Genomic DNA, 26,849 nt, shown 5'->3' with positions numbered 1-26,849 from the left:
CATGCGGACACGACGGCGGTGGGCGCCGCGTCTAGTCAGTTGCCGATCGTCTGATGGACTCCCAGAGAGCATCCACCCACGGCAGATTCTCCGGGTTTGCAGTCGATCCGGAGCCGGTGCGGCCACCTGGCGTGCCGGCGGCATCTTCCCCGCCAAACACCCAGTAACCTGTTTCACCCGGCATAACCATGTTAATGCGGTCGCGGGCCTGCTGTTTCACATAGTTGGGATCCTGCCACCGGGAGATCTGCTTGTTCAGCTCCGTCTGCTCGGCTTTCCGGCTTGCAATCTCGGCTTCCAGTGCCGAGATTTCGGAGCGCTTCTCCAGGAAAATCTTCACTGTGGGCGCCAGGAGGACCGTGATGGCGATCATCACCACGGCCAAGGCCAGCATCCTGCCGGAAAAGGCCTTCGCAGGTACGGGATCAAGGTGTTCGGATCCTCGGTCCGCCCTGTCCTTGGAGGGCGCCTTGCCTGTTCGCTTCTGCGCATTACCCTTGCTGCCGCTCTTTGGCTTTGCGGAAGCGGGGGCCGACTTGGCCGCAGGTGCCTTGGTGCCTGTCGCCGTCGTCGACGATTTAGTGGTCGTTGACGATTTATCAGTGGTGCGTGCCGCACCCAAGGTGATGACATCGGCGTCGTCCGAAGCCTGGGCGGCGGGACGGCCGGAAGCGGAAGCACCGGCTGGGCGTGCTGCGCCTGCCGGGCGGCCAAGGGCGTCGGCCCTGGGTACTTTTGGTCGACGGGTGGCCATGACACTCCTGTAATGCCCGGCGCTTGCCTGGCGGGGTTGCAGCGCTTGCTTTCGAACCTGGCCAGCCTTAAACAGAACCGGTGGCCATGGTCTTTCCACCATAGCCACCGGTCAGCTGTTTTCGCTGAAGGCTAGCCCTTGAAACGCGGGAACGCGCTGCGGCCGGCGTAGCGTGCGGCGTCGTCGAGTTCTTCTTCGATGCGCAGCAGCTGGTTGTACTTGGCAACGCGCTCGGAGCGGGCCGGGGCACCGGTCTTGATCTGACCGGCGTTGGTGGCAACGGCGATGTCGGCAATCGTGGTGTCCTCGGTTTCGCCGGAGCGGTGCGAGGTGATGGTGGTGTAGCCCGAACGCTGGGCCAGGGAAACGGCGTCCAGGGTTTCGGTCAGGGAGCCGATCTGGTTGACCTTGACCAGCAGGGAGTTTGCCGTTGCGGCGTCGATGCCCTGCTGCAGGCGGACCGGGTTGGTGACGAAGAGGTCATCGCCCACCAGCTGGACCTTGTCACCGATGGTGTCGGTGAGGGTCTTCCAGCCTTCCCAGTCGTTCTCGTCCAGCGGGTCCTCGATGGAAACCAGCGGGTAGTCGGCGACGAGTTCGGCGTAGTAGGCGCTCATCTCGGTGGCCGAAAGTGCCTTGCCTTCGAACTGGTAAGCGCCGTCCTTGTAGAACTCGGAGGAGGCAACGTCCAGTGCAAGGGCAATGTCCGTGCCCGGGGTGTAGCCGGCGTTCTTGATGGCCTCGGTGATGAGGTCCAGGGCAGCGCGGTTGGACGGCAGGTTGGGGGCGAAGCCACCTTCGTCGCCGAGGCCCGTGGACAGGCCCTTTTCCTGGAGGACGGCCTTGAGGTTGTGGTAGACCTCAACGCCCCAGCGCAGGCCCTCGGAGAAGGTCTCGGCGCCGATCGGGGCGATCATGAATTCCTGGATGTCGACATCGGAGTCGGCGTGCGAGCCACCGTTGAGGATGTTCATCAGCGGAACAGGCAGGACGTGGGCGTTCGGGCCGCCCAGGTACTTGTAGAGCGGCAGGTCGGCCGAAGCTGCGGCAGCGTTGGCCACGGCCAGGGAGACACCCAGGATGGCGTTGGCGCCCAGCTTGCCCTTGTTCGGGGTGCCGTCGAGGTCGATCATGGCCTGGTCGATGCTGCGCTGGTCAGTGGCGTCGAAGCCAATGAGTGCCGGGGAGATCTCGTCGATGACGGCGTCGACGGCCTTCTGGACACCCTTGCCGAGGTAACGGCCCTTGTCGCCGTCGCGGAGTTCGACAGCTTCGTGCTCGCCGGTGGAAGCACCGGAGGGAACTGCTGCGCGGCCGATCTGGCCGTCGGAGAGCAGAACCTCAACTTCTACGGTCGGGTTTCCGCGGGAATCAAGGATCTCGCGTGCGTGGATGGCATCGATAAGCGCCATGGATGTGCTCCTTATGGGCAAATTACAGGAATGAGGAGGGAAATTCTCAACGTCCTCGTCGCTACTAGCGTAGTCCAGAGTGGCTCAGGTTACGGAACGAATTCCAACCTTTCACGTCATGAAGGCCGGCCTGTGCTGTTCTGAAACGATCGAACAGCGGCCCGGAGGGCGCGCTCGGCGTCGAATCCCTTCTCCCGGGCTCCGGCGACGATCCCCAGCAGCAACCCACCGAGCGCCTCTTCCGAGTCCGGGATTCCAGGAATTACGACGGCGGCCGTGGCACCTTGGGTGCCGAGGCCAGCCCGCTCCGCCCGGTCCAGGGACTTCTGCGCCGCCGCCAACGCCGGGAGGTGCGGAGGTATGCCCTCGAAAGGATCCTCGCGTTCGGGCTTCTCGGCCCGTTTGGCTGCGTCCCACTTGACGATGATTTCCTCGACGCTTGCCGGGAAAGTCTCCTGCAGGGAACCGTCAGCTTTGAAGACGTGCCCGTTGCGCCGGACCATCTTCGCGTTGATGCCCCGTGCCACTGCTTCGAAGTCGAAACTGCCGCGCTCCTCGGCGAGCCGGGCATGAAGCACTACCTGAAGCAGCACATCACCCAGCTCGCCGCGGAGCTCATCGTCAACAGCGCCGGCCTCGATCGAGTCCACCACTTCATAGGCTTCCTCGATCAGATACTCAACCAGCGACTCGTGCGTGAGCGCGCCCATCCAGGGGCAGTGCTCACGCAGGGCCGCAATAGTCCCCAGCAGCGCGTCGAGGCCGGACTTGTTAGCCGAGGTTGGCGTAGGCATCGTTGATGTACTCAACCAAAGCTTCACGCTCGTCCAGCGGCAGGAAGGCTGCCTCGGCTGCGTTGAGGGTCAGTTCCAACAGGTCATCAAGGTCGTAGTCGAAGGTCTCCACCAGAAGTTCGAACTCATCCGTGAGGGTGACCCCGCTCATCAGGCGGTTATCGGTGTTGATGGTCACGTTGAAGCCCAGCTGGAAGAGCATGTCCACAGGGTGGCTTTCAATGCCCTCGCCGAAACCGGAAACGGCGCCGGTCTGCAGGTTCGAGGACGGGCAGATCTCCAGGGCGATTCCGCGGTCACGGACCCAGCCGGCAATGTTGCCGATGGTCACCAGGCCAACGGTGTCCTCGCCGTCGTCGTCCGCGTGGTCCTCAAACTCGACCGAAATGTCCTCGGCAATCCGAACGCCGTGACCCAGGCGCAGGGCCCTGCCGTCAACCAGCGCGGACTGGATGCTCTCCAGGCCTGCGGCTTCGCCTGCATGGACCGTGGCCGGGAAGTTGTTCTCGGCGAGATAGGTGAAGGCGTCCTTGAAGCGGGAGGGCAGGAAGCCGTCCTCGGCGCCGGCGATATCGAAGCCAACGGCGCCGTTGGTCCGGTGGCGGACCGCGAGTTCGGCGATTTCCTGGCCCCGGTCAGCGTGGCGCATGGCGGTGATGAGCTGGCCCACCTGGATCTGCTGGCCGCGCTCCTCGGCGGCGTCTACGCCGGCTTCCAGGCCTGCCTGGACGGCCTCCACCACGTCATCGAGGGTCAGGCCCTTCTGGAGGTGCTGCTCCGGCGCCCAACGGACTTCGCCGTACACGACGCCGTCTTCGGCAAGGTCCTCAACAAATTCCTTGGCAACACGGAAGAGGCCTTCCTTGGTCTGCATCACCGCGATGGTGTGGTCGAACGTTTCAAGGTAACGGACCAGCGAACCGGAATCAGCGGAGTCGCGGAACCACTGGCCCAAGGCTACGGGGTCGGTGGAGGGCAGCGTGTGGCCAACAGCCTCGGCCAGTTCAATGATGGTGGCCGGGCGGAGGCCTCCATCCAGGTGGTCATGAAGGGAGACCTTGGGCAGGCTCTTCAGATCGAAGTCGAGGGCAGGGGCAGCGTCAAGTATGGGCTCAGTCACGTACTAAGACTAGGGGGACGGCGGGACCTTAGCCAGCGGGCTTGGAACGGTCGACGCCGACCACGGCCTTGTGGGAGTTTTCCACCGAAGGTGCCTCGGCGGCTGCGGCGGCTTCCCTGGAGTGGTCCCTTTTCTCCAGGTATTTGTGCCACCAGCGCAGTGTGTGGTCCACGATGATGCCCAGCACCACGGCGAAGGCGACGGCGATACCAACACCCAGGAGCGGGTTGTGGTGCACCCATTGACCGGCAAGCAGGCCGATGCCGATGGAGTAGGCCACCCAGGTGACGCAGGCGAAGGCATCCAGCCAGAAGAAGGTCCGGTGCCGGAATCCGGTCTGCCCGGCGACGTAGTTCACGGCTACGCGACCCCAGGGAATGTAGCGGGCCGTAAAGATGAGCACAGCACCGCGCTTGTCGAGCTCGTACTGGGCCCAAGCGAACATTTTTTGGACCTTGGGGCGGCGCATCCACTTCCAGCGGGTCAGGCCGATCTTGCGGCCGAGCATGTACGCCATGTTGTCGCCGGCCATGGCTCCCACCAGCGCGGTGGCGCCCAGGATCCAAAGATTCGGCTCTCCGCTGTGAAGGGACAGCGCCGAGAGCCCAACAATGGCCGTTTCGCTGGGGAGGATGGTGGCAAATCCGTCAATGAAGAAGAAGACAAGAAGTACGGGATATATCCAGGGCTGCCCGGCTGCATGCTCGAGCATTTGGTTCAAAAACTCCACGCGGCGGTAGCTCCTAGATGAATATGACTTGACAGTGTGATCGAAGTCGCTCTTAGTGTCCCATGGCCGGGACGTCGTTCGCTACGCCCCAGCCGTGGAATCACACGCTTAACGCTATCGGCCGGGCCTTGCCTGGTCGTCAACCGGCGGACTGATCTTGGGAGGCTGTCCACGTCATACCGTGGGTGGAGGCGGGGCATCCTGTTCGGGGATGTTCTTGCCGTCCAAGGGCGCGGCACCGCGGACCTTGCTGATGATGCGGTCAATGATGACGCCAAGGATCACTGCCACCACAATCGCGATGACAGCCCCCAGCAGATGGTTGTGCTCGAACCAGACGCCAAAGAAGTAGCCCAGGACCACGGAGTAGCTGGCCCACAGAATCGCCGAAAGCGCAGTCAGAGCCACAAAGCGGCGATGGTTGAAGTGCGTGGCCCCGGCTGTCAGGTTGACGGCCACCCTGCCGATGGGAATGAACCTGGCCACCATGATGAGGGAGGCCGCGCGGCGGCGCAGCTCCTTGCCTGCCCAGCGGAAGGCACCCTGCATCCGTTGCCTGCGCATCCAGCGCCATCGCTGCGTTCCGATCCGGCTGCCGATGATGTAGGCGATGTTGTCCCCGGCGAAAGCCCCAAGGGCGGCCATGAAGGCGAGCAGCCAGATATTCGGCACTCCGCTGCTGCCGGATACCGCGCTGAGGCCCACCACCACGGACTCGCTGGGAATGGGGGGAAAGAAACCGTCAATCAGGCAGCACGCCAACACCAGGAACAGCACCCACGGCTGTCCCGCCGCGGCCAGGATGAAATCGTTGATGCCCTGCACGGTTTCCTTAAGGTAGGCGGCTCCCCCACAGGCGCCGGATGACAAATGTTCCGGGCCATCCGTTGGATGACCCGGAACAACAAAGCCTAGGCGATTCGGCTGATAATCAGCTGACTGCCCGGGCGCGACCCCTCAGGGGCGATGACCACCGCGTCGCGGAGTGCTTCCTTGGCCCGGTCGAACTTTTCCGGGGTGTCCGTAAGGAGCGTCATCAGCGGCTCCCCTGCCCGCACCAAAGCACCCGGCTTGGCATGCATGCGGACGCCCGCCCCGGCCTGGACCTTGTCCTCCTTGCGGGCCCGGCCGGCTCCAAGACGCCAGGCGGCGACACCTACGGACAGCGCGTCCAGTTCGACCAGGACACCGTCCGCCGGAGCATAAACCACCTCGGACTCCCTGGCCACCGGCAACGCCGCCCGGGGATCGCCGCCTTGGGCCTCGATCATCCGGTTCCAGACGTCCATCGCGCGGCCGTCCTTGAGCGCGTCCGCCGGATCGGCGTCGTGGATACCGGCACCGGCCAGCATCTCCTCGGCAAGGCGGACGGTCAGTTCGACGACGTCTTCCGGACCGCCGCCGGCGAGGACCTCCACCGACTCCTCCACTTCGATCGCGTTGCCTGCGGTGAGTCCCAACGGCGTAGACATGTCGGTGAGCAAGGCCACGGTGTGTACTCCTGCGTCCTTGCCCAAGGCCACCATCGTCTCGGCAAGCTCGCGGGCCTTCGCTTCGTCCTTCATGAAGGCGCCGGAGCCCACTTTGACATCCAGCACCAACGAGCCCGTGCCTTCTGCGATCTTCTTGCTCATGATCGAGGACGCGATCAGCGGAATGGCCTCCACTGTCCCGGTGACATCCCGCAAGGCGTAGAGCTTCTTGTCCGCGGGAGCCAGTCCCGATCCGGCAGCACAGATCACAGCGCCTACGTCCTGGAGCTGGGCCATGATCTCGTCGTTGCTGAGGTTGGCCCGCCACCCGGGAATCGCTTCGAGCTTGTCCAGGGTTCCGCCTGTGTGGCCAAGGCCCCGGCCGGACAACTGCGGCACAGCGACGCCGAAAACGGCCACCAGCGGTGCCAGCGGCAGGGTGATCTTGTCCCCTACCCCACCGGTGGAGTGCTTGTCGCTGGTAGCCTTCCGGCCGCCGTCGGGCGTTGTCAGGGACGAGAAGTCCATCCGCTCGCCCGAGGCGATCATCGCCGAGGTCCAGCGCGAGATCTCCTGGCGGTCCATGCCGTTGAGCAGGATGGCCATATTCAAGGCCGCCATCTGTTCCTCTGCGATGACACCGCGCGTGTAGGCGTCGATGGTCCAGTCGATCTGTTCGGGGGTGAGCGTGCCCTTGTCACGTTTGATCGTGATGATCTGGACAGCGTCGAAAGCTTCAGTGCTGGTCAAGGGTCTCCTCCAGGTGTTCAGGACCAAAGGCGTCAGGAAGCACCTGGTCCATGGTTTTGATTCCTTGGGTGGTCATGAGCTGCATTCCGGGTGCCCGGAATTCGTAGAGCAACTGGCGGCAGCGCCCGCAGGGCATGAGGACATTGCCCTGGCCGTCCACGCAATAGAACGCGGCGATCCTGCCTCCGCCGCTCATGTGGAGCTGGCCCACCAAAGCGCATTCGGCGCAGAGAGTCAGTCCGTAGCTGGCATTCTCCACATTGCAGCCGCTGACGATCCTGCCGTCCTCGGTGAGGGCCGCAGCCCCCACCGGGAACTTCGAATAGGGAGCATAAGCATTGGCCATGGCTTGGACGGCTGCGGCTTCCAGGGCCTGCCAGTCGACCTCGTTCGCTGACATTGTCAACCCTTCACGTACGGTATGCCGCTTGCGGCCGGTGGCCGCGACTTACCCACCAGACCGGCGACGGCGAAGATGGTCACCAGGTAAGGCAGCATGGCCATGAACTGGCTGGGTACAGGCGTTCCGATGATGCCCAGGATTGACTGCAGGTTGTAGGCAAAACCGAAGAGCAGCGACGCCAGGAACGCTCCGATCGGATTCCATCGACCGAAGATCAGGGCCGCCAGCGCAATGAAGCCGCGGCCGCCGGAGATGTCCTTGGTGAAGGAGTCAATGGTGACCAGGGTGAACACCGCGCCGCCGATACCGGCAATTGCACCGCCCAGGGTGACGTTCCAGAAACGCGTTGCATTGACGTTGATGCCCAGGGTGTCAGCAGCCTGCGGGTGCTCGCCGACAGCGCGGACACGCAGGCCCCAGCGGGTCTTGAACAGGCCGAACCACACCACGGCCACGGCGATGTACATGAGGTAGCCGGCGATGGACTGCTCGAACAGGATGGGCCCAATGATGGGGATGTCCGAAAGCAGCGGGATGGGCAGGATGTCCAGGCGGCCGGGAGTGTTGAACTGTTCCTTGTTTGGGACCATGAGGGTGCCGTACAGGAAGCCCGTCAGCCCGGAGACCAGGACGTTGAGGACGACACCGACGATGATCTGGTTCACGAGGTACTTGATGCTGAACACCGCGAGGACCATGGAGACGACCGCACCGGCAGCGGCCGCAGCGAGCAGGCCGATGTACGGGCTTCCGGTCATGGTGGCCACGAGGGCTGCCGTGAACGCGCCGCCCAGAAGCTGGCCTTCGATGGCGATGTTGACCACGCCGACGCGCTCACACAGCACACCCGAAAGCGAGCCGAAGACCAAGGGAACCGCGAGGGTCACCGAGCCGGCCACCAAGCCGGCCAGCGAAATGGACGGCTGACGGGCGCCGGCCACGATCCACACCAGCAAGGCGAAAACGAACACCACCGCGAATGCAATGGGAAGCCACTTCGGTGACCTCTCCCCCTGCGTCCACAGGTAGATCGAGTAGGCGGCCATGGCCAGCAACAGGATTCCGAGCACGATGCCGCCCGCTTGGCCGGGAATCATCAGCGCCGGGACGGCGACGGCGTCGCCGGTGTCGCTGATCTTCATCTCCGCGGTCTTGTCGGAGCCGAGGAAACCGAAGAAGACCAGTGCAATGAGAGCCAGGACGCCCAGTGAAACGGGTACTTTCAGCGAGGGTCGGAACGCCGGAAGGGCCGTGGACCCCGACCTGGGGGCAGTGGTTGTCGCGCTCATTTGGCACCTCCGGTGGCATTGGCAAGGGCAGCTTCCGGGGCCGCCTTCGGTGTCTTGTCCTTCTTCTTTTTCTTGCCTTCCAACCGGAAGATCGACCGGATCAGTGGCGGAGCAGCGATGAACAGGACGATCAGGGACTGGACCACCAGCACGATGTCGATGGGTGTTCCGGTTTGGATCTGCATCTGCACGGCACCGGCGCGGAAGGCACCGAACAACAGTCCCGCGAAGAACGTTCCCCACGGCGTGCTGCGGCCGAGCAAGGCAACAGTGATGGAGTCGAAGCCGATCTGTGCAGCAACACCGCCGGTCAGCACCTTTTCGGTGCCGGCGACCTGCGCGACGCCACCGAAGGCGGCGAGGGCACCGGCCAGTGCCATCACGAGGATGGTGGCCCGGGGTACCTTGACGCCGGCCGTACGGGCAGCGACCGGGTTGGCGCCAACGGCACGGAATTCAAAGCCGATGGTGGACCGGTTCAACATCCACCACACGCCGTAGGTCAGCGCGATGGCTACCAGGAAGCCCAGGTGGAGCCGGGACCCAGGAATGAATACCGGGTAGGTGGCGGATTCGTCCAGTCGCGGCGAGATGGGGCTGTTGTCCCCGGGCCGCCGGAATGCCGCGGTGTTCAGGAGGAAGTCCAGCAGGAACAGGGCCACGTAGTTCAGCATGATGGTCACGATGACTTCGTGCGCGCCGGTCCGGGCTTTGAGGATACCGACGATCGCGCCCCAAGCGGCGCCGCCGAGGACACCCATGACGATCACCAGGAGCAGGTGCAGGCCGAACGGCAGGTGCCAGGTGAAACCCACGTAAGCGGCAAGGGTGGCGCTGATGATGATCTGGCCCTGCGCGCCGATGTTGAAAAGGCCCGCACGGAAGGCCAGGGCAACGCCCAGGCCGGCACAGATCAGGGGCGTGGCAACGGTCATCGTCTCAAGGAGGGGCTTGAAGCCCTGCCGGGGGCTGAAGACCGAGCCCTGGAAGAGAGCCACGTAGCTGTCCGTCATGGCAGACCACAGTGCGGTCAGGAAGTCGCTCGGACGGGCGAAGAGGTAGCCCGCGGTCTTGGCAACCTGGGCATCGGTGCTGGCAATCAGCAGGCCGCCGAGGAACAGCGCCACAATGACGGCCAAAACCGACACGAAGCCATTGCCCATGACGATGCGCCGCATCAGGTTGCCCTGGTGGTGTCCCGGATCCCCGCTCTGGGAAGAAACCGGGACAATGGACGGCTCAAGGGTTCCTCCGGCCGTATCCAGGGCGACGTCTGCTGCCCGTACTTCGGCAGTGGACTCTTCAGGGGTTTGGTCCTTGGTGGACCCGTCGCTGCTAGTGGTCATCGGAGCCTCCTTCCGGGCCGACGCCGGCCATCATCAAGCCGAGCGTGTCACGGGGTGTTCCCGCCGGGACGATTCCCACGAGTTTGCCCTTGTAGAGCACGGCGATCCTGTCTGCGAGTTCGATGACTTCATCAAGCTCGGTGGAAACGATCATCACCGGCGTTCCGACATCCCGCTCGGCCACAATGCGCTTGTGCAGGAACTCGATGGAGCCTACGTCCACGCCGCGGGTCGGCTGGCTTGCGATGAACAACCGGAGCGGCCGGGAGAGTTCCCGGGCCATGACCACCTTTTGCTGGTTGCCGCCGGACAGTGTTCCCGCAGCCGAACCGGCCGAGGGTGTCCGGATGTCGAATTCCTCGATCTTGGCTTTGGCATGTTCGGCCACTTTGGCGGGCTTCATGCTGATGCCGCTGGCAAAAGGAGCCTGGTCGTAGAGGTCAAGAACCAGGTTCTCGGCCACCGAGAAAGGCCCCACCAAGCCGTCAACAGTCCGGTCTTCGGGAACAAAGCCGACGCCCGAACGCAGGACGTCCTTGACGGGCAGGCCCAGGAGTTGCTTCCCGTCCAGGACCACCGAGCCTGTCACGTGTTCCTGGACTCCGAGGATGGCTTCGGTCAGTTCGGTTTGGCCGTTGCCCTGGACCCCTGCGATCGCCAGGATCTCTCCCTGCGCGATGTCGAAGCTGATCCCGTCCACCACATTGGTGCCGTTGGCGGCGCGGACCGTGAGGTTTTCGACGACGAACGTGGTTTCCTTGGGCTGGGCGGCGGCCTTGTTCAGGCTCAGGCTGACCGGGCGGCCCACCATCATGGAGGCGAGCTCAGTGGGAGACGCCGTGGGAGGGGCGTCGCCCACCACTTTGCCGCGGCGGACCACTGTGATCACGTCGGAGACGGCTTTAACTTCGCGCAGTTTGTGCGAGATGAAGACGATGGACGTCCCACCGGCCTTGAGCTGGCGCATGATGTCCAGCAATTCGTCGGTTTCCTGCGGGGTGAGCACGGCTGTGGGCTCGTCCAGGATGAGGACCTTGGCTTCACGGACCAGGGCCTTGATGATTTCCACGCGCTGTTGGACGCCCACCGGGAGGTCTTCCACCAGGGCATCGGGATCGACGTCGAAGCCGTACTTGTCGGAAATTTCCCGAATCTTTTTCCGGGTCTCATCGATGCTGAGGACGCCGCCGAACGACGTCGGTTCGGCACCGAGCGCTACGTTTTCGGCCACCGTGAAAACAGGGACCAGCATGAAGTGCTGGTGCACCATGCCGATACCGGCCGCCATGGCGTCACCGGGGCCACGGAAGTTTACCGGCTTGTCGTCCACCAGGATCTGGCCGGCGGTGGGCTCATACAGCCCGTAAAGCACATTCATGAGCGTTGATTTGCCGGCGCCGTTTTCGCCCAGGAGGCAATGGATCTGGCCGGATTCGACCACGAGGTCGATGTCTTGGTTGGCATAGAAGGTCCCGAACGCTTTCGAGATCCCCTTCAATTCGAGTTTCACAACTCCCACCGTTCTTTGAGTCCGAGGGACGGCTGAACAGCTCCAAAGCCACGAGCTTTGGGATCAGCCTAGTCAGGGCAAAAACGCGCCGCCAGTACCGGGGCACGGTACTGGCGGCGCGTCCAGGAATTGCTTACTTCTTGGGGCTTGCCTTCGATTCGACAACCAGCTTGCCGGAGACAATGTCCGCCTTGATGGCGTCGAGTTCGGACTTGGTTTCGGAAGAAACAGCGGAATCGAGGTCGTGGAACGGGGCGATGGCCACGCCGTCGTTGGCGAGTGTGCCAACGTACGCTTCGTTGCTGAACTTGCCGTCCTTGTCGTCCTTCACCACGGTTTCAACGGCCTCGCCCATCTGCTTCACCACGGAGGTCAGCATGAGGTCCTTGTACTCGGGAGCGGTCAGGTAGCCGTCGGAGTCAACCCAGATGAGCTTGACGTCCTTGCCGGCAGCCTTGGCTTCCTTGAGGGCTGCGCCTGCACCCTTGCCGACCGGACCTGCCACGGGCATGACGATGTCCGCGCCCTGGTCCAGGAGGTTGATGGTGACCTGCTTGCCGGTGTCCTGCTTCTCGAAGTCACCGGTGAAGGAGCCGTCCTGGGTGTTCTTGTCCCAGCCAACAACCTGGACGTTCTTGCCCTTGGCCTTGTTGTAGGCCTGGACGCCGTCGTAGAAGCCGTCCATGAAGATCGTCACGGTCGGGATCTTGATGCCGCCGAAGGTGCCCACCTTGCCGGTCTTGGACGTTGCTGCTGCGGCGTAGCCCGCGAGGTAGGCAGCCTGGGCGGTGTCGTAGACGACGGGCTTGACGTTGGCGACAGGGGTGTCGTACGCGAAGTCGATGATGGCGAAGTGCTTGTCGGTGTTCTTCTCGGCGGCAGCCTTGGTGGCATCGCCCAGGAGGAAGCCCACAGTGATGGTCAGGTTGCAGCCGGCGGAAACCATGCCGTTGAGGTTGGTTTCGAAGTCGCTGTTGGCCTTGGACTCGGCCGACTTGGTCTGGATGCCAAGGTCCTTCTCAGTCTTCTTCAGGCCTTCATACGAGGACTGGTTGAACGACTGGTCGTCGAATCCGCCGGAGTCGGAAACGATGCATCCGAGGAAATCGCTCTTGGTAGCGGCGCCGGATCCGGCGTCGGGGGCCTGGCCACAGCCGGTCAGCAGGAGCGCTGCTGCGCCGACGGTTGCAACACCGGCCATTGAACCGCGCTTCAGGGTGGCACGCAGTGGTTTCTTCAATTTTCCTCCAGGAAGAAAGTGATTGGCGCTACGACGGATGGTCAATGAGTGTCCGTTTCCAAAAACTTCGGGGCAGAAATTCTGTTTTCACTGAGGCTTCGCAGCACTGCGCCGAGGCGCACTAATATGAACAACCCTAGTGGCCTGGAACACACCCGAGTAGCACAAAGCCGCCCTCCCGGACAGATTGTTGACTTTTTGTTACCAAGCAGTAGCCGGGTGCGCAAGTCACACCCGGCTACCGTCACCTACAGCCGGACGAGCATCTTTCCGGTGTTGGCACCGTCCAGCAGATCAATGAAGGCCTGCGGGGCGTTTTCCAGTCCGTCAACGATCGTCTCGTCGTAGCTGATGGTGCCGTCGGCAAGCCAACCGGCCATCTTTTGGGCAAACTCGGCGGTGTGCTGGCGCTGGCCGCCGACGAGGAAGCCGCGAAGGGTCAGCTGCTTGCCGATCGCGACGGCCAGGTTACGGGGCGCGGCCGGCGGTTCGGTGGAGTTGTACTGGGCGATGGCGCCACACATCGCCACCCGGCCACCGACGGTGAGGGTGGCCAGCGCGGCCTCAAGGTGTTCCCCGCCGACGTTGTCGAAGTACACGTCGATGCCGCGCTCCCCCGCAGCTTCCTGGAGCTGGTCGAGGACTGGACCGTCGTTGTAGTTGAACGCGGCATCAAAGCCGAGTTCCAGAAGCCGGTCGACTTTCTCCGCCGAACCCGCGCTGCCGATGACTTTGGAGGCACCCATGGCCCTGGCGATCTGGCCCACCATGGAACCGACCGCGCCGGCCGCACCGGAGACGAAGACGACGTCGCCTTCCTTGAACTCGGCCACCTTCAGCAGGCCGGCGTAGGCGGTCAGGCCGGTCATGCCCAGCGCACCAAGGAAAGCAGAGGTCGGGGCAAGCCCGCCCGGCACAGGCGTGGTCGCCGCGGCGTCCACCACCGCGTGTTCACGCCAGCCCAGTTGATGCACGACGACGTCACCCACCTTGTGCGCGTCAGAACGGGACGCGATCACCTCACCTACGGCGCCGCCGTCGAGCGCTGCATCCAGGCGGAACGGCGCCGAGTACGACTTGACGTCGTTCATGCGGCCGCGCATGTAGGGATCCACGGACATGAACTGGTTCTTCACCAGAATCTGGCCTTCAGCGAGCTCGGGCAGCGCGGCCTGCGCCAAGCGGAAGTTCTCCGGGGCGGGACGGCCTACCGGACGTGAAGCGAGCTGGATCTCGCGGGTTTCCACCGGCGTGCTGGCGGCGGCGCTCATGCTGCGAACTCCACGAGCTTGAGGTCCACGGCCATGTTGCCGCGGGTGGCGTTGGAGTAGGGGCAGATCTGGTGCGCCTTGGCCATCAAGGCTTCGGCGGTTTCGCGGTCCAGGGCAGGCAGGGCGATCTCCAGCTCAGCGGCAAGGCCGTAGCCTTCGCTGTCGGTCAATGCACCGAAGTGGATCTTGGCGGCTACAGCGGAGTCGCTGACATCCGCGCGTTCCTTCCGGCCGACAAGCCTCAGTGCGGAGTGGAAGCACGCAGCGTAACCGGCGGCGAAAAGCTGCTCGGGGTTGGTTCCCTGGCCGTTGCCACCCAGTTCCACGGGGCTGGCCAGGGCCACATCCAGTTTGCCGTCCTTGGTGCGGGCGTTGCCGTCGCGGCCTTCACCGGAGGCAAGTGCCTCGGCTGTGTAGAGAGTCTTCAAGGTGTTTCCGTTTCTCTTCGGGAATTCGATGGCGGGAAAATTTCAGAGTGAGCTGTTCAGCGCTGCCGTGAGCTTGCCGAGGGTCGCGTGCAGCTGCTGGATCTCGGCGGCGTCGAGACCTGCGGCGTCGGCCAGGCGCTGCGGCACTGCCTGGGCCCTGGCGCTGAGGGCCGTTCCGGCGTCGGTCAGCACGACGTCCACGCGACGTTCGTCGTCGGCGGAGCGCTTCCGCTCGACGAGCCCCAGGCCTTCGAGGCGCTTGAGCAGGGGTGACAACGTACCGGAATCGAGGCCCAGTTCAGCGCCAAGCTCACGGACACTTCGCGGCTCCTGCTCCCACAACACCAGCATCACCAGGTACTGCGGGTAAGTCAGCCCAAGGTCGTCCAGCACGGGGCGGTAGACCGCCGTCGCGGCCTTGGATGCTGAGTACAGCGCGAAGCAGACCTGGTGGCGGAGGCGGGGTGCATCACTCATGAATAAAACGATAGTGCACAATTCAATTGTGCACAACTCATTCCAGCGCATCCTACCCAACTGAGGGACAGCACATGCTCCACTGAGCACTCACTAGAGCATGTGCTGTCCCTCAGTTGGGTTACTGTTCGAGATCCCGGATTGTACGGAGGGCGGCACCCGTGAGGACCCGGATGGCGTACCCCAGAGCACGCTCGTCCACGATGAAGTCTCCGCGGTGCAGGTCATATTCTTCGCCGCCCGGAGTGTGGGTGCCCAGGCGCATCATGGCACCGGGGAGATCCGCCAGGAACCACGCGAAATCCTCCCCGCCCATGGACTGGGGAGTCAGGACTACTGCGTTCTCCCCCAGCTCAGCCCGGGCGGATGCCTCGATGAGCGCGGTCTCGTGCTCCGAGTTCACTACCGGGGGGACGCCACGGGTGTGCTCCAGGTGCACGTCCACCCCGTATGGTGCGGCGACCTGCTTCACGACGTCGTCCAGCAGCTCCCCCGCACCATGCCAGGCGTCACGGTCCAGGCAGCGCATGGTGCCGGCCATGTATCCCGAACCCGGAATGGCATTCGGTGCCGAACCTGCCGAAATCTGGCCCCACACCACGGAAACGCCACTGCGGACATCCACCCTGCGGGAAAGCACTGCAGGTACATTGACGGCGATCTGCGCCAGCGCGAAGACCAGGTCCTCGGTCAGATGAGGACGGGACGTGTGCCCACCGCGTCCGGAAAGTTCGATCTTGATGGTGTCGGAGGCAGAGGTAATGGCGCCGATGCGGGTACCGATCTGGCCGACGTTGATGCGCGGATCGCAGTGCAGGGCAAGGATGCGCGGAACACCCTCCAACACACCCTGTTCGATGCAGGACAATGCTCCGCCCGGCATGGTTTCCTCAGCGGGCTGGAAAATGATCCGGACAGTCCCGCCCAGCGGATTGTTCTTATGCATCCGCTGGAGCACCAAGGCGATGCCCAGCATGGTGGTGGTGTGGATGTCGTGGCCGCAGGCGTGGGTGACACCATGGTTCTTGGAGGCGAACGGCAGTCCGCTTTCCTCGATGATCGGCAAGGCGTCAATATCACCACGAAGGGCTGTCGCGATGGGGCCCTCCCCCACGTCAACCGTCAAGCCGGTGCCTTCGAGCCGGCGCGGATTCAGCCCGGCCGCTTCGAGCCGTTCCACGAGCTTGTCCGTGGTCCGGAACTCCTTGAAGGACAGCTCCGGATGCGCATGGAGGTCGCGCCGGAATTCGATGAGTCCTGGCAACAGTTCATCAACCCAGGGGCCAACGACAGGAGTGGGCTCAGTTTCAGTCGTGTAATTGCGCACGTCACAACTCTAGCCATCCACGGCACTGGAAGAACGAAAGCCACCTCTTGGTTACGCCGCGTTCAGACGCAGGACAACCAAAGAGGTGGCTCACGGTATAAGACGGCGCTACAGGACGTCCGTGTCGCCGCTGGCCTTCAGGGCGTCAACAGTGCCCTTCACCAATTGGGCGTGCTCCTTGGTGGTGACCAGCAGCGCATCCGGGGTATCGACGATCACGACGTCCTTGATACCGATGAGGGCAATGACGCGCTTGGTATCGGAAACCACCACGCCGCTGGCATTCTCCGCGAACACGCGTGCGCCCTCGCCGAGAACCGTCACTTCATCGACGTCGCCGGCGTTGTTCAGGCGACCGATCGCGGCAAAGTCACCGACGTCGTCCCAGCGGAAGGTGCCAGGCACGACGGCGACATCGCCGGCTGCCGCTGCGGGCTCGGCGACGGCGTAGTCAATGGCAATCTTGGGCAGGGTGGGCCAAACCCGGGCCGTTACTTCGGCACGCTGCGGAGTGTCCCATGCCGCGGCAATCTCCTGGAGACCTGCGAAGAGCTCGGGCTGGTTGGCTTCGAGGTGCCTGAGCATCAGCGCCACGGGAGCGACGAACATGCCGGCGTTCCACACGTAATCGCCTGCCTCGACGTACTTGTCGGCAACTTCCTGGCTGGGCTTCTCAACGAACTCCGCAACGGCCAGGGCATTCGGTGCACCGTCAATGTTGAGCGCGGCGCCGGAGCGGATGTAGCCGAAACCCGTGGATGGGTGCGTGGGCTTGATGCCGATGGTGACGATCTTGCCCTTGGCTGCGGTGTAGATCGCTTCCCGGACCGTCTCCTGGAAGAGGTCGTCGGGGCTGATCACCTGATCTGCGGCGAAGGAGCCCATGATGGTGTCAGGATCGCGGCGGTAAAGGATGGCCGCAGCGAGGCCGATGGCGGCGCCGGAATCCTTGGGCTCACTCTCAAGGACGAGCTCGTCGTCGCCCACTTCGGGGAGCTGGCGGCAGACTGCCGCGCGGTGGGCCTCGCCGGTTACTACTAGCACGCGTTCGCCGGCCAGCGGCTCCAAGCGGTCGTAGGTAGCCCTCAACAAGGTGCTGCCCGACCCGGTGAGGTCGTGCAGGAACTTAGGCGCGGCGGCACGCGAGAGTGGCCACAGCCGGGTCCCCACACCGCCCGCCGGAATGACCGCATGGAAGCGGTTCATGGGCGATTCCGGGTATTTCGCGTCTTCTGTACTCACCGCAACACTTTATCCGACGCAACCGGGAAGCTCCGCAGAACGCCACGGATGTGGCGTTCGTCTCAGACGGTACCCAAAATCGCCTGAATCCGGGCAGGAAACATGGAATTAACAAGCAGAGAAGCCGGGCCTAAATTGAATATGCTGTGAGCGAAGCCTAGATTTAGGCGTGAGCTACGAGTGCTCTCGCAGCAGGCGTTCCCCCCGCATGGATCCCATGCCAGCGCCGCTGTGTTGCAGGAAGGTTTAATCAGTGCCGACAAAACCAGCTGGCACCTTGTACCGCGGCCGTGAAGGCATGTGGTCCTGGGTTGGACACCGTATTACCGGTGTAGTGATCTTTTTCTTCTTGTTGGTCCATGTGCTGGACACCTCATTGGTGCGCGTGTCCCCTGAGGCCTACACGGCCGTCATTGGTGCTTACAAGAACCCCCTCATGGCCCTGGGTGAAACGGGCCTGGTCGCTGCGATCATCTACCACGCCTTCAACGGCCTGCGTGTGATCGCGATCGACTTCTGGAAGAAGGGCGCGAAGTACCAGCGCCAGATGCTGTGGGTCGTGCTTGCACTGTGGCTGGTCACGTTCGCCGGCTTCGCTATCCGCCACCTTTCCCTCGCGCTGGGAGGCCACTAAGCCATGACAACCATCGAATCCCCCCGCACCGGGAAGATCGCCCCGAAGTACAACCGCAATGGCTCCAGCCGCGGCAACTTCGAGATGATCGCCTGGCTCTTCATGCGCCTGTCCGGCATCGTGCTGGTGGTGCTGATCTTCGGCCACCTCTTCGTGAACCTCCTGGTGGGCGAAGGCATCCATGCCATCGACTTCGGTTTTGTCGCCGGCAAGTGGGCCGATCCCTTCTGGCAGTTCTGGGACCTGGCCATGCTGTGGCTTGCCATGCTGCACGGCACCAACGGCGTCCGCACCATCATCAACGACTACGCCGAGAAGGATTCCACGCGCTTCTGGCTCAAGATGGTCCTCTACGCGGCAACGCTGGTCATCATCATCCTCGGCACCCTGGTGATCTTCACGTTCAACCCGTGCCCCGTCGTCGACGGCGTCCAGCTTCCCGGCGGATTCTGCCCGGCACCGTAGCGGCCCGTGCCGCATCGGCGTGGCCGGCTTGCCGGTCCGCCTGAAGTAGCGGAGCAGCCTCCGCCGACCATCTGAATTTTTGAAAGAGAGAGCATCTGGTATGCAGGTCCATAAGTACGACGTCGTCATTGTCGGTGCAGGTGGCGCCGGCATGCGCGCCGCGATCGAGTCCGGTCAGCGCGCACGCACAGCGGTACTGACCAAGCTCTACCCCACCCGCTCGCACACCGGTGCGGCCCAGGGTGGCATGTGTGCAGCACTGGCCAACGTCGAGGAAGACAACTGGGAATGGCACACCTTTGACACCATCAAGGGTGGCGACTACCTGGTTGACCAGGACGCAGCCGAGGTCATGGCGAAGGAAGCCATCGACGCCGTGCTTGACCTGGAAAAGATGGGTCTGCCGTTCAACCGCACCCCCGAGGGCCGGATCGACCAGCGACGCTTCGGTGGCCACACCCGTGACCACGGCAAGGCTCCTGTCCGCCGCGCCTGCTATGCAGCAGACCGTACGGGTCACATGATCCTCCAGACCCTGTACCAAAACTGCGTCAAGCACAACGTTGAGTTCTACAACGAGTACTACGTCCTTGACCTGCTGATCGTCGAGGAAGACGCAGTACGCGAGGACGGTACGCCGTACAAGCAGAAGCGTGTTGCCGGCGTCGTCTCCTACGACCTCGCTTCGGGCGAACTGCACGTCTTCCAGGCCAAGTCCGTCGTCTTCGCCTCCGGCGGCGCCGGCAAGGTCTTCAAGACCACCTCCAACGCCCACACCCTGACCGGTGACGGCATGGGCATCGCCTTCCGCCGCGGCATCCCCCTTGAGGACATGGAGTTCTTCCAATTCCACCCGACAGGCCTCGCCGGCCTGGGCATCCTCCTTACCGAGGGTGCGCGTGGTGAAGGTGCCATCCTGCGTAACTCCGAGGGTGAGCGCTTCATGGAGCGCTACGCCCCCACCATCAAGGACCTCGCACCCCGTGACATCGTGGCCCGCGCCATGGCGAACGAAGTGCGTGAGGGACGCGGTTGTGGCCCGAACAAGGACTACGTCCTTCTGGACCTCACCCACCTTGAGCCTGCACACATCGAGGCCAAGCTTCCGGACATCACGGAGTTCGCCCGCACCTATCTTGGCGTGGAACCGTTCACCGATCCCGTCCCGGTGTTCCCGACCGCTCACTACGCCATGGGCGGCATCCCCACCAACATCACCACCGAAGTGCTCCAGGACAACGACACGATCGTTCCCGGACTGTACGCAGCCGGTGAAGTTGCCTGCGTGTCCGTGCACGGATCGAACCGCCTGGGCACCAACTCGCTCCTGGACATCAACGTCTTCGGCAAGCGTGCCGGCATCGCTGCTGCTGAGTACTCCAAGACCGCCGACTTCGTCGAGCTGCCCGAGGACCCCGAGGCAATGACCCGCGGCATCCTTGATGGTCTGCTCAGCGGCAACGGCACCGAGCGCGTCGCGCAGATCCGCAAGGAACTGCAGGACACCATGGATGCCAACATGCAGGTGTTCCGCACCAAGGAGTCCCTGGAGCAGGTTCTCCGCGACATTGCATCCTTTGAAGAGCGGTACAAGCACGTTACCGTCCAGGACAAGGGCAAGCGCTTCAACCTGGACCTCCTGGAAGCTGTGGAGCTGGGCTTCCTGCTGGACATGGCCAAGGTCATGACCGTCGGTGCGCTGCACCGTGAAGAGTCCCGCGGTGGCCACTATCGCGAGGACTTCCCGGACCGCGACGACGAGAAGTTCATGAAGCACTCCATGGCTTACCTGGACAACTCCGTCACTGCCGCCTCCTCGGCGGAATCCGTTGCGGGCATCCGTCTGGAGACGAAGCCCGTGATCTTCACCCGTTACGAGCCGATGGAGCGTAAGTACTAATGACGACCGAAATGGCAGAGCCCGCATCCAAGATCGAGCTCCCGGCGAGTGTTGCCGGCGACGGTGAAATTCCCACGTTCCACATCACGCTCCGCGTGCGCCGCTATGATCCCGAGATCTCGGAAGAAGCCCGCTGGGACGACTACAAGCTGACCATGTACGGCACGGACCGTGTTCTGGACGCCCTGCACAAGGTCAAGTGGGAGATCGACGGCACGGTTTCGTTCCGCCGCTCCTGCGCCCACGGTGTTTGTGGCTCCGATGCCATGCGCATCAACGGCCGCAACCGCCTCGCCTGCAAGACGCTGCTGAAGGACCTGGATACGTCCAAGCCCATCACCGTCGAGCCGATCAAGGGCCTCCCCGTGGAGAAGGACCTGATCGTGGACATGGAACCGTTCTTCCAGTCCTTCCGCGAAGTGATGCCGTTCCTGATCAACAAGGGCCACGAGCCCACCAAGGAACGCCTGCAGTCCGTCGAGGACCGTGAGCGCTTTGACGACACCACCAAGTGCATCCTGTGCGCAGCCTGCACCTCGTCCTGCCCGGTCTTCTGGACCGACGGCCAGTACTTCGGCCCGGCAGCAATCGTCAACGCACACCGCTTCATTTTCGATTCCCGTGATGACGCCGGCGACATGCGCCTTGAGATCCTCAACGACAAGGAAGGCGTGTGGCGCTGCCGCACCACCTTCAACTGCTCGGAAGCATGCCCCCGTGGCATCCAGGTGACCAAGGCAATCGCCGAGGTCAAGCAAGCCATCCTGGCCCGCAAGATCTAGTCAGCCGTTCCCTCAAGAACAGCACGACGACGGCGCCGCTCACCTGCGCAGGTGAGGGGCGCCGTCGTCGTTAATCAACTGCCGCAACCCACATCGCAACGCAAGGAGACCAGCGTGTCACGCTCTGAGAAGATCAGCTTCACAGGAAGCACCGGCGATACGCTGGCCGGAATTGTGGACGTACCCGAAGGTCCCGTGCGGGGCTGGGGCGTCTACTCTCACGGACTGACGCTGGGCAAGGACAGCCCTGCGGCGTCGCGTATTTGCAAAGGACTGGCTGAGCAGGGTGTTGGCATGCTCCGGTTCGACAACCTGGGCCTCGGCGGGTCCGAAGGCGAATGGTCTGCCGGGTCCTTCAGCGTCAAGGTGGCCGACACGATCCTGGCGGCAGACTTCATGCGGCTCACAGGCCGGGAGATCTCTTTGCTGGTAGGACACTCATTCGGCGGGGCGGCTGTGCTGGCCGCTGCCCGTGACATTCCGGGGCTGAACGCCGTGGTGACTGTTGGCGCGCCGTATGAGCCCAAGCATGTAGAGCACATGTTCGACGCCGAAATCGAGTCCATCCTGCGTGACGGAAGTGCCGTGGTGGACCTGGGCGGACGTCCCATGGAGATCCGCCGGCACTTCGTGGAGGACGTGGAGCGGGCTGACCTGCGCGACTGCATCCGGACGCTCCACAAGCCCCTCATGGTGATGCACTCCCCCACCGACAACACCGTGGGCATCGACAACGCGAGTGAAATCTTCCGCACTGCCCGGCATCCCCGGAGCTTTATCTCCCTTGAAGGCAGCGAGCATCTCCTCACGGGGAAGGGCCAGGCGGCGCGAGTGGCGCGCATCATCGGTGCCTGGGCCGACCCGTATCTGGAGATCCGCAACGCCACCTGACGGCCCTGCGCACCCAAGTAAGGGACAGCAAACGTTCCACTGAGGCCTCAGTAGAGCATGTGCTGTCCCCTAGTTGGGTAGTTACTTGCCGATGGCGGCCTTGCTTTCGCTGAGCCACTGCTCGGCAGCCTTCTCCGGGGTCAGCCGCTTGAACAGGACATCGGTGTTGATGCGGGCCGTGATCTCGGAAACGGCAGTGGAGCCGGTAGGTCCGATGTACGTTGGGGCGAAGTCCATCTTGCCGATCTGGTCAATGTAGGCGGCCTCAACCTTGCCCTGGGGCGTCAGGAGGTCCTGCACAGCCGTGCGCATGCCGGGATTGCTGGGCACGCCACGGTCGCTCTGGATGATCTTGGCCGCGGCCTCGTTGTTCACCAGGAAACTCACCAGTTTGGCGGCGGCATCAGTGTGCTTGCTGCGAGCGGAAATGGTGTAGAACTGTGAGGACTGGAGCCAGATGCCTGGAGTGGGCGTCTCACCGGGGAGCTTGAGCAATTTCAGGTCAGCCCCCGATGCCTTGCTGAGCGCAGAGAGGGAGTTGCTCCAGGTAAGCATCATGCCGGCTTGGCCCATGCCCATGAGCGTCTGCTCCGTGCCGGCATTGAGCTTCTCGACAGTCTCGGAGGCGCTGGGGGCCGCACCGGATTCGCTGAGCTTCAACGAGAAGTCGAAGTAGTCCTGCACAGTGTCCTTGTCCAGACCCAGCTGGCCGTCCTGGGTGTACAGCGACTTGCCGCGCTGGCGGGCGAAGGCATCCAGGGAGTCATGGGTTAGAACCGTCGCCGTGCCGTAGGTCCCCTTGGGGCTCTTCGCCGTGATGTCCGCGGCCACCTTGGCGAAGTCATCCCACGACCACTTGCTGTCATCCGGCAGGGCAACTCCTGCCGTCTGGAAGACAGCGGGGTTCACCACGATCGCCAGAGCGTTGGCTCCGGTGGAGACACCATATTGTTTGCCCTTCACCTGGCCGTTTTCCACGGCACCCTGATCCAGCTTTGACAGGTCCAGGGAGCCCTGCACCTTGGAGAGGTCCAGAAGTGCGCCGCGGTTGGCGTACTCGGCAGGGTAGGCGCCACCCATGGTGATGACATCCGGGGCATCGTTGGCGGCCACTTGGGTGGCCAGTTTGTCGAAGTAGCCACCGATGTCGCCGTACTCGGGCTTGACCTTGATGTTGGGGTTGGCGGCTTCGAACTCCTTGATGGCTTTGTTGGTCAGCTCGGCACGCGAGGCGTTTCCCCACCATGAGAAGCGGATTTCCACTGGCCCGTCTTCAGCTTGGTTGGAGGAAGGACTGGAACATGCGGCGGTGAGCCCAAGCATGCCTACGGCAGTAAGGAATGCCAGGGATTTGCGAATATTTCGGAGAGATTTACGCGTCATTGGGTAAGCTTCTTTCAGCCTCGAGAAAACGGTTCCTGAAACGTATCAAAAGGGTGTATATTCGTCAATGGTTCAGATTATGAACTATTCATTCCGCGAGGAGTCCGCCGTGCCCCAACGCTTGGAACAGATCCACATCCGGGACCCCTATGTCCTGACGCTGCCCGCCTCCGAGGAGTACTTGCTCTTTGGCAGTACTGACGAAAACATCTGGTCCGGTCCGGCCACGGGCTTCGACTGCTACAGGAGCAATGACCTCCTGGCATGGGAGGGGCCGTTCCCGGCGTTCCGTCCCGCTCCCGGTTTCTGGAGCAAGGAACAATACTGGGCGCCCGAAGTCCACCAGTACCGCGGCCGCTATTACATGTTCGCGACCTTCACCGCCCCCGGCCACTCCCGTGGAACCCAGATACTCTCTGCCGTGGAGCCCGAAGGTCCGTATGAGCCCTGGAGCGACGGCCCTGTCACTCCCTCCGAATGGGAGTGCCTTGACGGAACGCTGCACGTCGACCAGGACGGGGCGCCGTGGCTGGTGTTCTGCCACGAGTGGAAGCAGATCGACGACGGCGCGGTGGTTGCCCAACGACTCAGCCACGATCTCCGGCGCGCAGAAGGCGAACCACATGTCCTGTTCACGGCTTCCGAGGCCCCCTGGTCCCGCCCCTTGAACAGACCGTCCCACAGCGGGGCACCCCTACACGTCACCGATGGCCCGTTCCTGCACAGGCTCTCCAGCGGCAAGCTGATCATGCTCTGGTCCAGCTTCGGTGAGGAGGGCTACGCCATGGGTATTGCCCGCAGCCAGTCGGGGACCGTACTGGGGCCATGGACTCAGGAACCCGAGGCATTGTGGAGCAAGGACGGTGGGCACGGCATGATCGCCCGGAAGCTCGACGGTAGCCTGTTCCTCACCTTGCACCAGCCCAATAAAAGTCCTGACGAGCGCGCTGCGTTCTTCCCCCTGCGCGAACTCGAGGACACGGTGGTACTATCGCCTGCTTCCGGACCCATTGGCCGGCGTCACATCGACCGGGAGGCCCTCGTCAGCCGGCACAACGTGCGCCAGCACTCGTTGGATCCGCGAAGCCCGGTATCCGTGGGCAACGGTGAATTTGCCTTCACGATGGACCTCACGGGCCTGCAGACTTTCCCCGGACTCTACCCCGTAGGAGCCCGCGACGAACTCCCGCCCGGAACACTCCTGGGGACGCAGGCGCAGTGGGCCTGGCATTCGGTTCCGCCCGCCGAGCCCTACACACTGGACGACTCCACCGTGCTCTACGATTCCCCTCGTGGTCCCGTCCCGTACGTGGACATGGTGGGCGAGATCGTTAACGACCGCGAGACGGATACCTCCGCCGCCGAGACGTGGCTGAGGGCCAACCCGCATCGACTGGACCTCGGCCGGATCGGTTTCCGGCTGATCGAGGACGGTCAGGAATGCCCCCTGACACCGTCAGATGTCACGGCAACTGAACAGACCCTGGACCTATGGACCGGCACGGTGACCAGCCGCTTCATGCTGGCAGGTCACCCCGTCAAGGTCACGACGGCGTGCCATCCCGACGTCGACGAACTCGGCTTGCGTGTGGAATCGCCGGCGTTGGGGCACGGACTGCTGATCGGCATCGACTTTCCGTACGGGTCCGAAGCCTGGCATGACGCCGCCGACTGGACCAAGCCCGAGGCCCACTCCACGAAGCTGGACCTGCCGGCCCAAGCCCCCACCACGAACGCCACACAATGGGTTGTGCACCGCGAACTGGATGACTCCCGGTATGACGTCGTTGTCACTGGGAACGGCTTGGACCTTGAGCAGGCGGGCGAGCACTCCGTGCGGATCACCGCCAAGCGGGACGTCCTGGACCTCTCCATCGAATTTGTTTCAGCCGGCGACGATGATTGCATCCCGCGTGGCAGCAAAGAAAGCCAAGCAACCACTGTGGCGAGCCAGCAGGCGAAGCCAGGGGCCGGCGTCGTGCGTTCACCGGAACTGGAGGCCGGCAGCGGCGTCGCGGCAGCCTCGGCAGCCTGGTGGCCCCGGTTCTGGTACTCCGGGGGCGCGATCGAGCTTGACGCGAGCAGTGATCCCCGGGCCAAAGAGCTGGAACGCAGGATTGTCTTGTCGCAATACCTTACAGCGATCAACTGTTCGGGCTCGCTGCCGCCTCAGGAGACGGGGCTGGTGTGCAACTCCTGGCGTGGCCGCTTCCACCTGGAAATGCACTGGTGGCACGCGGCCCATTTCGCGCAATGGAACCGGGTGGAGCTCCTGCTACCGTCCCTGCGCTGGTACTCAACGATCTTGGACGCGGCGCGGCAGACCGCCAGGCAGCAAGGTTTTGAGGGTGTGCGCTGGCCCAAACAGGTGGGACCGGACGGTCGGGAGAGCCCGAGCACCATCGGCACCTTCCTCATCTGGCAACAACCGCATCCCATTTACCTGGCCGAGCTGGTGTACCGGGCCCATCCCACGCGCGAGGTGCTGGAGGAGTTCGCGGAGATCGTGTTCGAGTCGGCGGCTTTCATGGCCAGTTTCGCCCATCCCACGCCGAGGGGGTTCGAGTTGGGGCCGCCCCTGATTCCGGCGCAGGAGAGTTATGGCCCCATCAGGTCCACGGTCACGAACCCCACGTTTGAGCTGGCGTACTGGCAATGGGCACTCCAAACAGCGGCCACTTGGCGGGAACGGCTGGGACTGGAGCCTATGCCTGCCTGGTCCGATGTAGCCGAGGGGATGGTCCCACCGCGGGTGGTGGACGGCGTGTATGCCGCCATCGATGTGGAGCCCTTCACCATCCGCACGGACCACCCGTCCATGCTGTGCGCACTGGGAGTCCTCCCGGAGACCGCGCTGATCGACCCGGACGTCATGCGCGCTACGTTGAAGGACGTCCTGGCGGACTGGGACTGGGGCAGCACCTGGGGTTGGGATTACCCCGTCATGGCCATGACCGCCGCACGCCTGGGCGACCCCGAGGCCGCTGTGGACGCGCTCCTGCTGGAAGCCGGAAAGAACACGGTGCTTCCCAACGGTCACAACCGCCAAACCGACTCTTTGCCGCTGTACCTGCCTGGCAACGGTGGGCTCCTTGCCGCGGCGGCCCTGATGGCTGCGGGCTGGGACAACGGACCGGATCGTCACGCCCCGGGATTTCCCGCCGACTGGACGGTGGCGTGGGAAGGACTGGTGCGGTCCCCCTAGTTTCCAAGCAACGCGGGGTCACTC

General features: G+C 63.5%; 24 protein-coding genes and 1 pseudogene. 7 read left to right on the top strand and 18 right to left on the bottom strand.

The genetic code is table 11. The features are described 5' to 3' along the window. Nucleotides 1-31: 31 nt before the first annotated feature. The 17 genes from N5P29_RS06400 to N5P29_RS06320 form a co-directional block, all read right to left on the bottom strand. Nucleotides 32-754 carry an FtsB family cell division protein gene (locus N5P29_RS06400; protein ID WP_262277794.1) on the bottom strand — a complete coding sequence of 241 codons (723 nt, stop codon included), beginning with the start codon at nucleotides 752-754 and terminating at the stop codon, nucleotides 32-34. Nucleotides 755-885: 131 nt separating this feature from the next. Continuing rightward, entirely contained in the window at nucleotides 886-2,166 is a 1,281-nt protein-coding gene (gene eno, locus N5P29_RS06395; protein ID WP_142939905.1) for a phosphopyruvate hydratase, read from the bottom strand. Between the two features lie 116 nt (nucleotides 2,167-2,282). Further along, the gene (locus tag N5P29_RS06390; protein WP_262277793.1) at nucleotides 2,283-2,960 is read right to left on the bottom strand and encodes a MazG nucleotide pyrophosphohydrolase domain-containing protein; all 678 of its coding nucleotides are present in this window, start codon (nucleotides 2,958-2,960) and stop codon (nucleotides 2,283-2,285) included. Then, complete coding sequence (locus N5P29_RS06385) at nucleotides 2,938-4,080, bottom strand: adenosine deaminase (protein WP_262277792.1); 1,143 nt, start codon at nucleotides 4,078-4,080, stop codon at nucleotides 2,938-2,940. The genes N5P29_RS06390 and N5P29_RS06385 overlap by 23 nt, the downstream gene beginning before the upstream one ends. Before the next feature lie 28 nt (nucleotides 4,081-4,108). Then, a complete protein-coding gene (locus N5P29_RS06380; RefSeq protein WP_262278521.1) occupies nucleotides 4,109-4,792 on the bottom strand; it encodes a DedA family protein in 684 nt (227 codons plus the stop codon). A 192-nt stretch (nucleotides 4,793-4,984) separates the two neighbouring features. Next, nucleotides 4,985-5,635 carry a DedA family protein gene (locus tag N5P29_RS06375; RefSeq protein ID WP_262277791.1) on the bottom strand — a complete coding sequence of 217 codons (651 nt, stop codon included), beginning with the start codon at nucleotides 5,633-5,635 and terminating at the stop codon, nucleotides 4,985-4,987. 86 nt (nucleotides 5,636-5,721) lie between these two features. Next, the gene (locus tag N5P29_RS06370) at nucleotides 5,722-7,032 is read right to left on the bottom strand and encodes a thymidine phosphorylase (protein ID WP_262277790.1); all 1,311 of its coding nucleotides are present in this window, start codon (nucleotides 7,030-7,032) and stop codon (nucleotides 5,722-5,724) included. After that, a complete protein-coding gene (locus N5P29_RS06365; protein ID WP_262277789.1) occupies nucleotides 7,019-7,432 on the bottom strand; it encodes a cytidine deaminase in 414 nt (137 codons plus the stop codon). The genes N5P29_RS06370 and N5P29_RS06365 overlap by 14 nt, the downstream gene beginning before the upstream one ends. Nucleotides 7,433-7,434: 2 nt before the next feature. After that, a complete protein-coding gene (locus tag N5P29_RS06360; protein WP_262277788.1) occupies nucleotides 7,435-8,724 on the bottom strand; it encodes an ABC transporter permease in 1,290 nt (429 codons plus the stop codon). Next, a complete protein-coding gene (locus N5P29_RS06355) occupies nucleotides 8,721-10,070 on the bottom strand; it encodes an ABC transporter permease (protein ID WP_262277787.1) in 1,350 nt (449 codons plus the stop codon). Before N5P29_RS06355 ends, N5P29_RS06360 begins: the two co-directional genes overlap by 4 nt. Next, nucleotides 10,060-11,580, bottom strand: coding sequence for an ABC transporter ATP-binding protein (locus tag N5P29_RS06350; RefSeq protein WP_262277786.1), 1,521 nt, complete (start codon nucleotides 11,578-11,580; stop codon nucleotides 10,060-10,062). The genes N5P29_RS06355 and N5P29_RS06350 overlap by 11 nt, the downstream gene beginning before the upstream one ends. Before the next feature lie 133 nt (nucleotides 11,581-11,713). After that, complete coding sequence (locus N5P29_RS06345) at nucleotides 11,714-12,781, bottom strand: BMP family lipoprotein (RefSeq protein WP_262278520.1); 1,068 nt, start codon at nucleotides 12,779-12,781, stop codon at nucleotides 11,714-11,716. Between the two features lie 287 nt (nucleotides 12,782-13,068). Then, nucleotides 13,069-14,091: an NADP-dependent oxidoreductase gene (locus N5P29_RS06340; RefSeq protein WP_262277785.1), complete on the bottom strand. Its 1,023-nt coding sequence runs from the start codon at nucleotides 14,089-14,091 to the stop codon at nucleotides 13,069-13,071. Continuing rightward, nucleotides 14,088-14,519: an organic hydroperoxide resistance protein gene (locus N5P29_RS06335; protein WP_262277784.1), complete on the bottom strand. Its 432-nt coding sequence runs from the start codon at nucleotides 14,517-14,519 to the stop codon at nucleotides 14,088-14,090. Before N5P29_RS06335 ends, N5P29_RS06340 begins: the two co-directional genes overlap by 4 nt. A 42-nt stretch (nucleotides 14,520-14,561) precedes the next feature. Next, entirely contained in the window at nucleotides 14,562-14,996 is a 435-nt protein-coding gene (locus N5P29_RS06330; RefSeq protein WP_262277783.1) for a MarR family winged helix-turn-helix transcriptional regulator, read from the bottom strand. Between the two features lie 121 nt (nucleotides 14,997-15,117). Beyond that, on the bottom strand, nucleotides 15,118-16,323 hold the full coding sequence (locus N5P29_RS06325) for an amidohydrolase (RefSeq protein WP_262277782.1): 1,206 nt from the start codon (nucleotides 16,321-16,323) through the stop codon (nucleotides 15,118-15,120). Nucleotides 16,324-16,431: 108 nt separating this feature from the next. Further along, on the bottom strand, nucleotides 16,432-17,529 hold the full coding sequence (locus N5P29_RS06320) for a mannose-1-phosphate guanylyltransferase (RefSeq protein WP_410007913.1): 1,098 nt from the start codon (nucleotides 17,527-17,529) through the stop codon (nucleotides 16,432-16,434). Between the two features lie 334 nt (nucleotides 17,530-17,863). On the opposite strand from N5P29_RS06320, the gene sdhC reads away from it, so the two are divergent. The 5 genes from sdhC to N5P29_RS06295 all read left to right on the top strand — a co-directional run bounded on the left by sdhC (nucleotide 17,864) and on the right by N5P29_RS06295 (nucleotide 22,237). Continuing rightward, the gene (gene sdhC, locus N5P29_RS06315; protein ID WP_262278519.1) at nucleotides 17,864-18,199 is read left to right on the top strand and encodes a succinate dehydrogenase, cytochrome b556 subunit; all 336 of its coding nucleotides are present in this window, start codon (nucleotides 17,864-17,866) and stop codon (nucleotides 18,197-18,199) included. Nucleotides 18,200-18,202: 3 nt separating this feature from the next. Then, nucleotides 18,203-18,664 (top strand): succinate dehydrogenase hydrophobic membrane anchor subunit, encoded by a 462-nt coding sequence (locus N5P29_RS06310; RefSeq protein ID WP_262277780.1) that lies wholly within the window; start codon nucleotides 18,203-18,205, stop codon nucleotides 18,662-18,664. 100 nt (nucleotides 18,665-18,764) lie between these two features. Further along, nucleotides 18,765-20,564, top strand: a complete 1,800-nt coding sequence (gene sdhA / locus N5P29_RS06305) for a succinate dehydrogenase flavoprotein subunit (RefSeq protein WP_262277779.1) — start codon at nucleotides 18,765-18,767, stop codon at nucleotides 20,562-20,564. Then, nucleotides 20,564-21,346 (top strand): succinate dehydrogenase iron-sulfur subunit, encoded by a 783-nt coding sequence (locus tag N5P29_RS06300; RefSeq protein ID WP_144662357.1) that lies wholly within the window; start codon nucleotides 20,564-20,566, stop codon nucleotides 21,344-21,346. Before sdhA ends, N5P29_RS06300 begins: the two co-directional genes overlap by 1 nt. Before the next feature lie 114 nt (nucleotides 21,347-21,460). Further along, nucleotides 21,461-22,237: an alpha/beta hydrolase gene (locus N5P29_RS06295; protein ID WP_262277778.1), complete on the top strand. Its 777-nt coding sequence runs from the start codon at nucleotides 21,461-21,463 to the stop codon at nucleotides 22,235-22,237. An 81-nt stretch (nucleotides 22,238-22,318) separates the two neighbouring features. Here the strand turns inward: N5P29_RS06295 and N5P29_RS06290 are convergent, their stop codons facing one another. Then, nucleotides 22,319-23,620, bottom strand: a complete 1,302-nt coding sequence (locus N5P29_RS06290) for an ABC transporter substrate-binding protein (protein ID WP_262277777.1) — start codon at nucleotides 23,618-23,620, stop codon at nucleotides 22,319-22,321. Between the two features lie 67 nt (nucleotides 23,621-23,687). Between N5P29_RS06290 and N5P29_RS06285 the strand changes: the two are divergent. Continuing rightward, nucleotides 23,688-24,491 (top strand): annotated as a pseudogene (locus N5P29_RS06285) (glycoside hydrolase family 43 protein); the annotation flags it as partial. 153 nt (nucleotides 24,492-24,644) lie between these two features. Beyond that, nucleotides 24,645-26,825 (top strand): hypothetical protein, encoded by a 2,181-nt coding sequence (locus tag N5P29_RS06280; protein WP_262278518.1) that lies wholly within the window; start codon nucleotides 24,645-24,647, stop codon nucleotides 26,823-26,825. Nucleotides 26,826-26,849 lie beyond the last annotated feature (24 nt).

It is taken from the genome of Paenarthrobacter sp. JL.01a (genome assembly GCF_025452095.1).
GTDB lineage: Bacteria > Actinomycetota > Actinomycetes > Actinomycetales > Micrococcaceae > Arthrobacter.
Note: the sequence above shows the minus strand (reverse complement) of the source record. Positions and strands in the feature narration are given on the sequence as shown.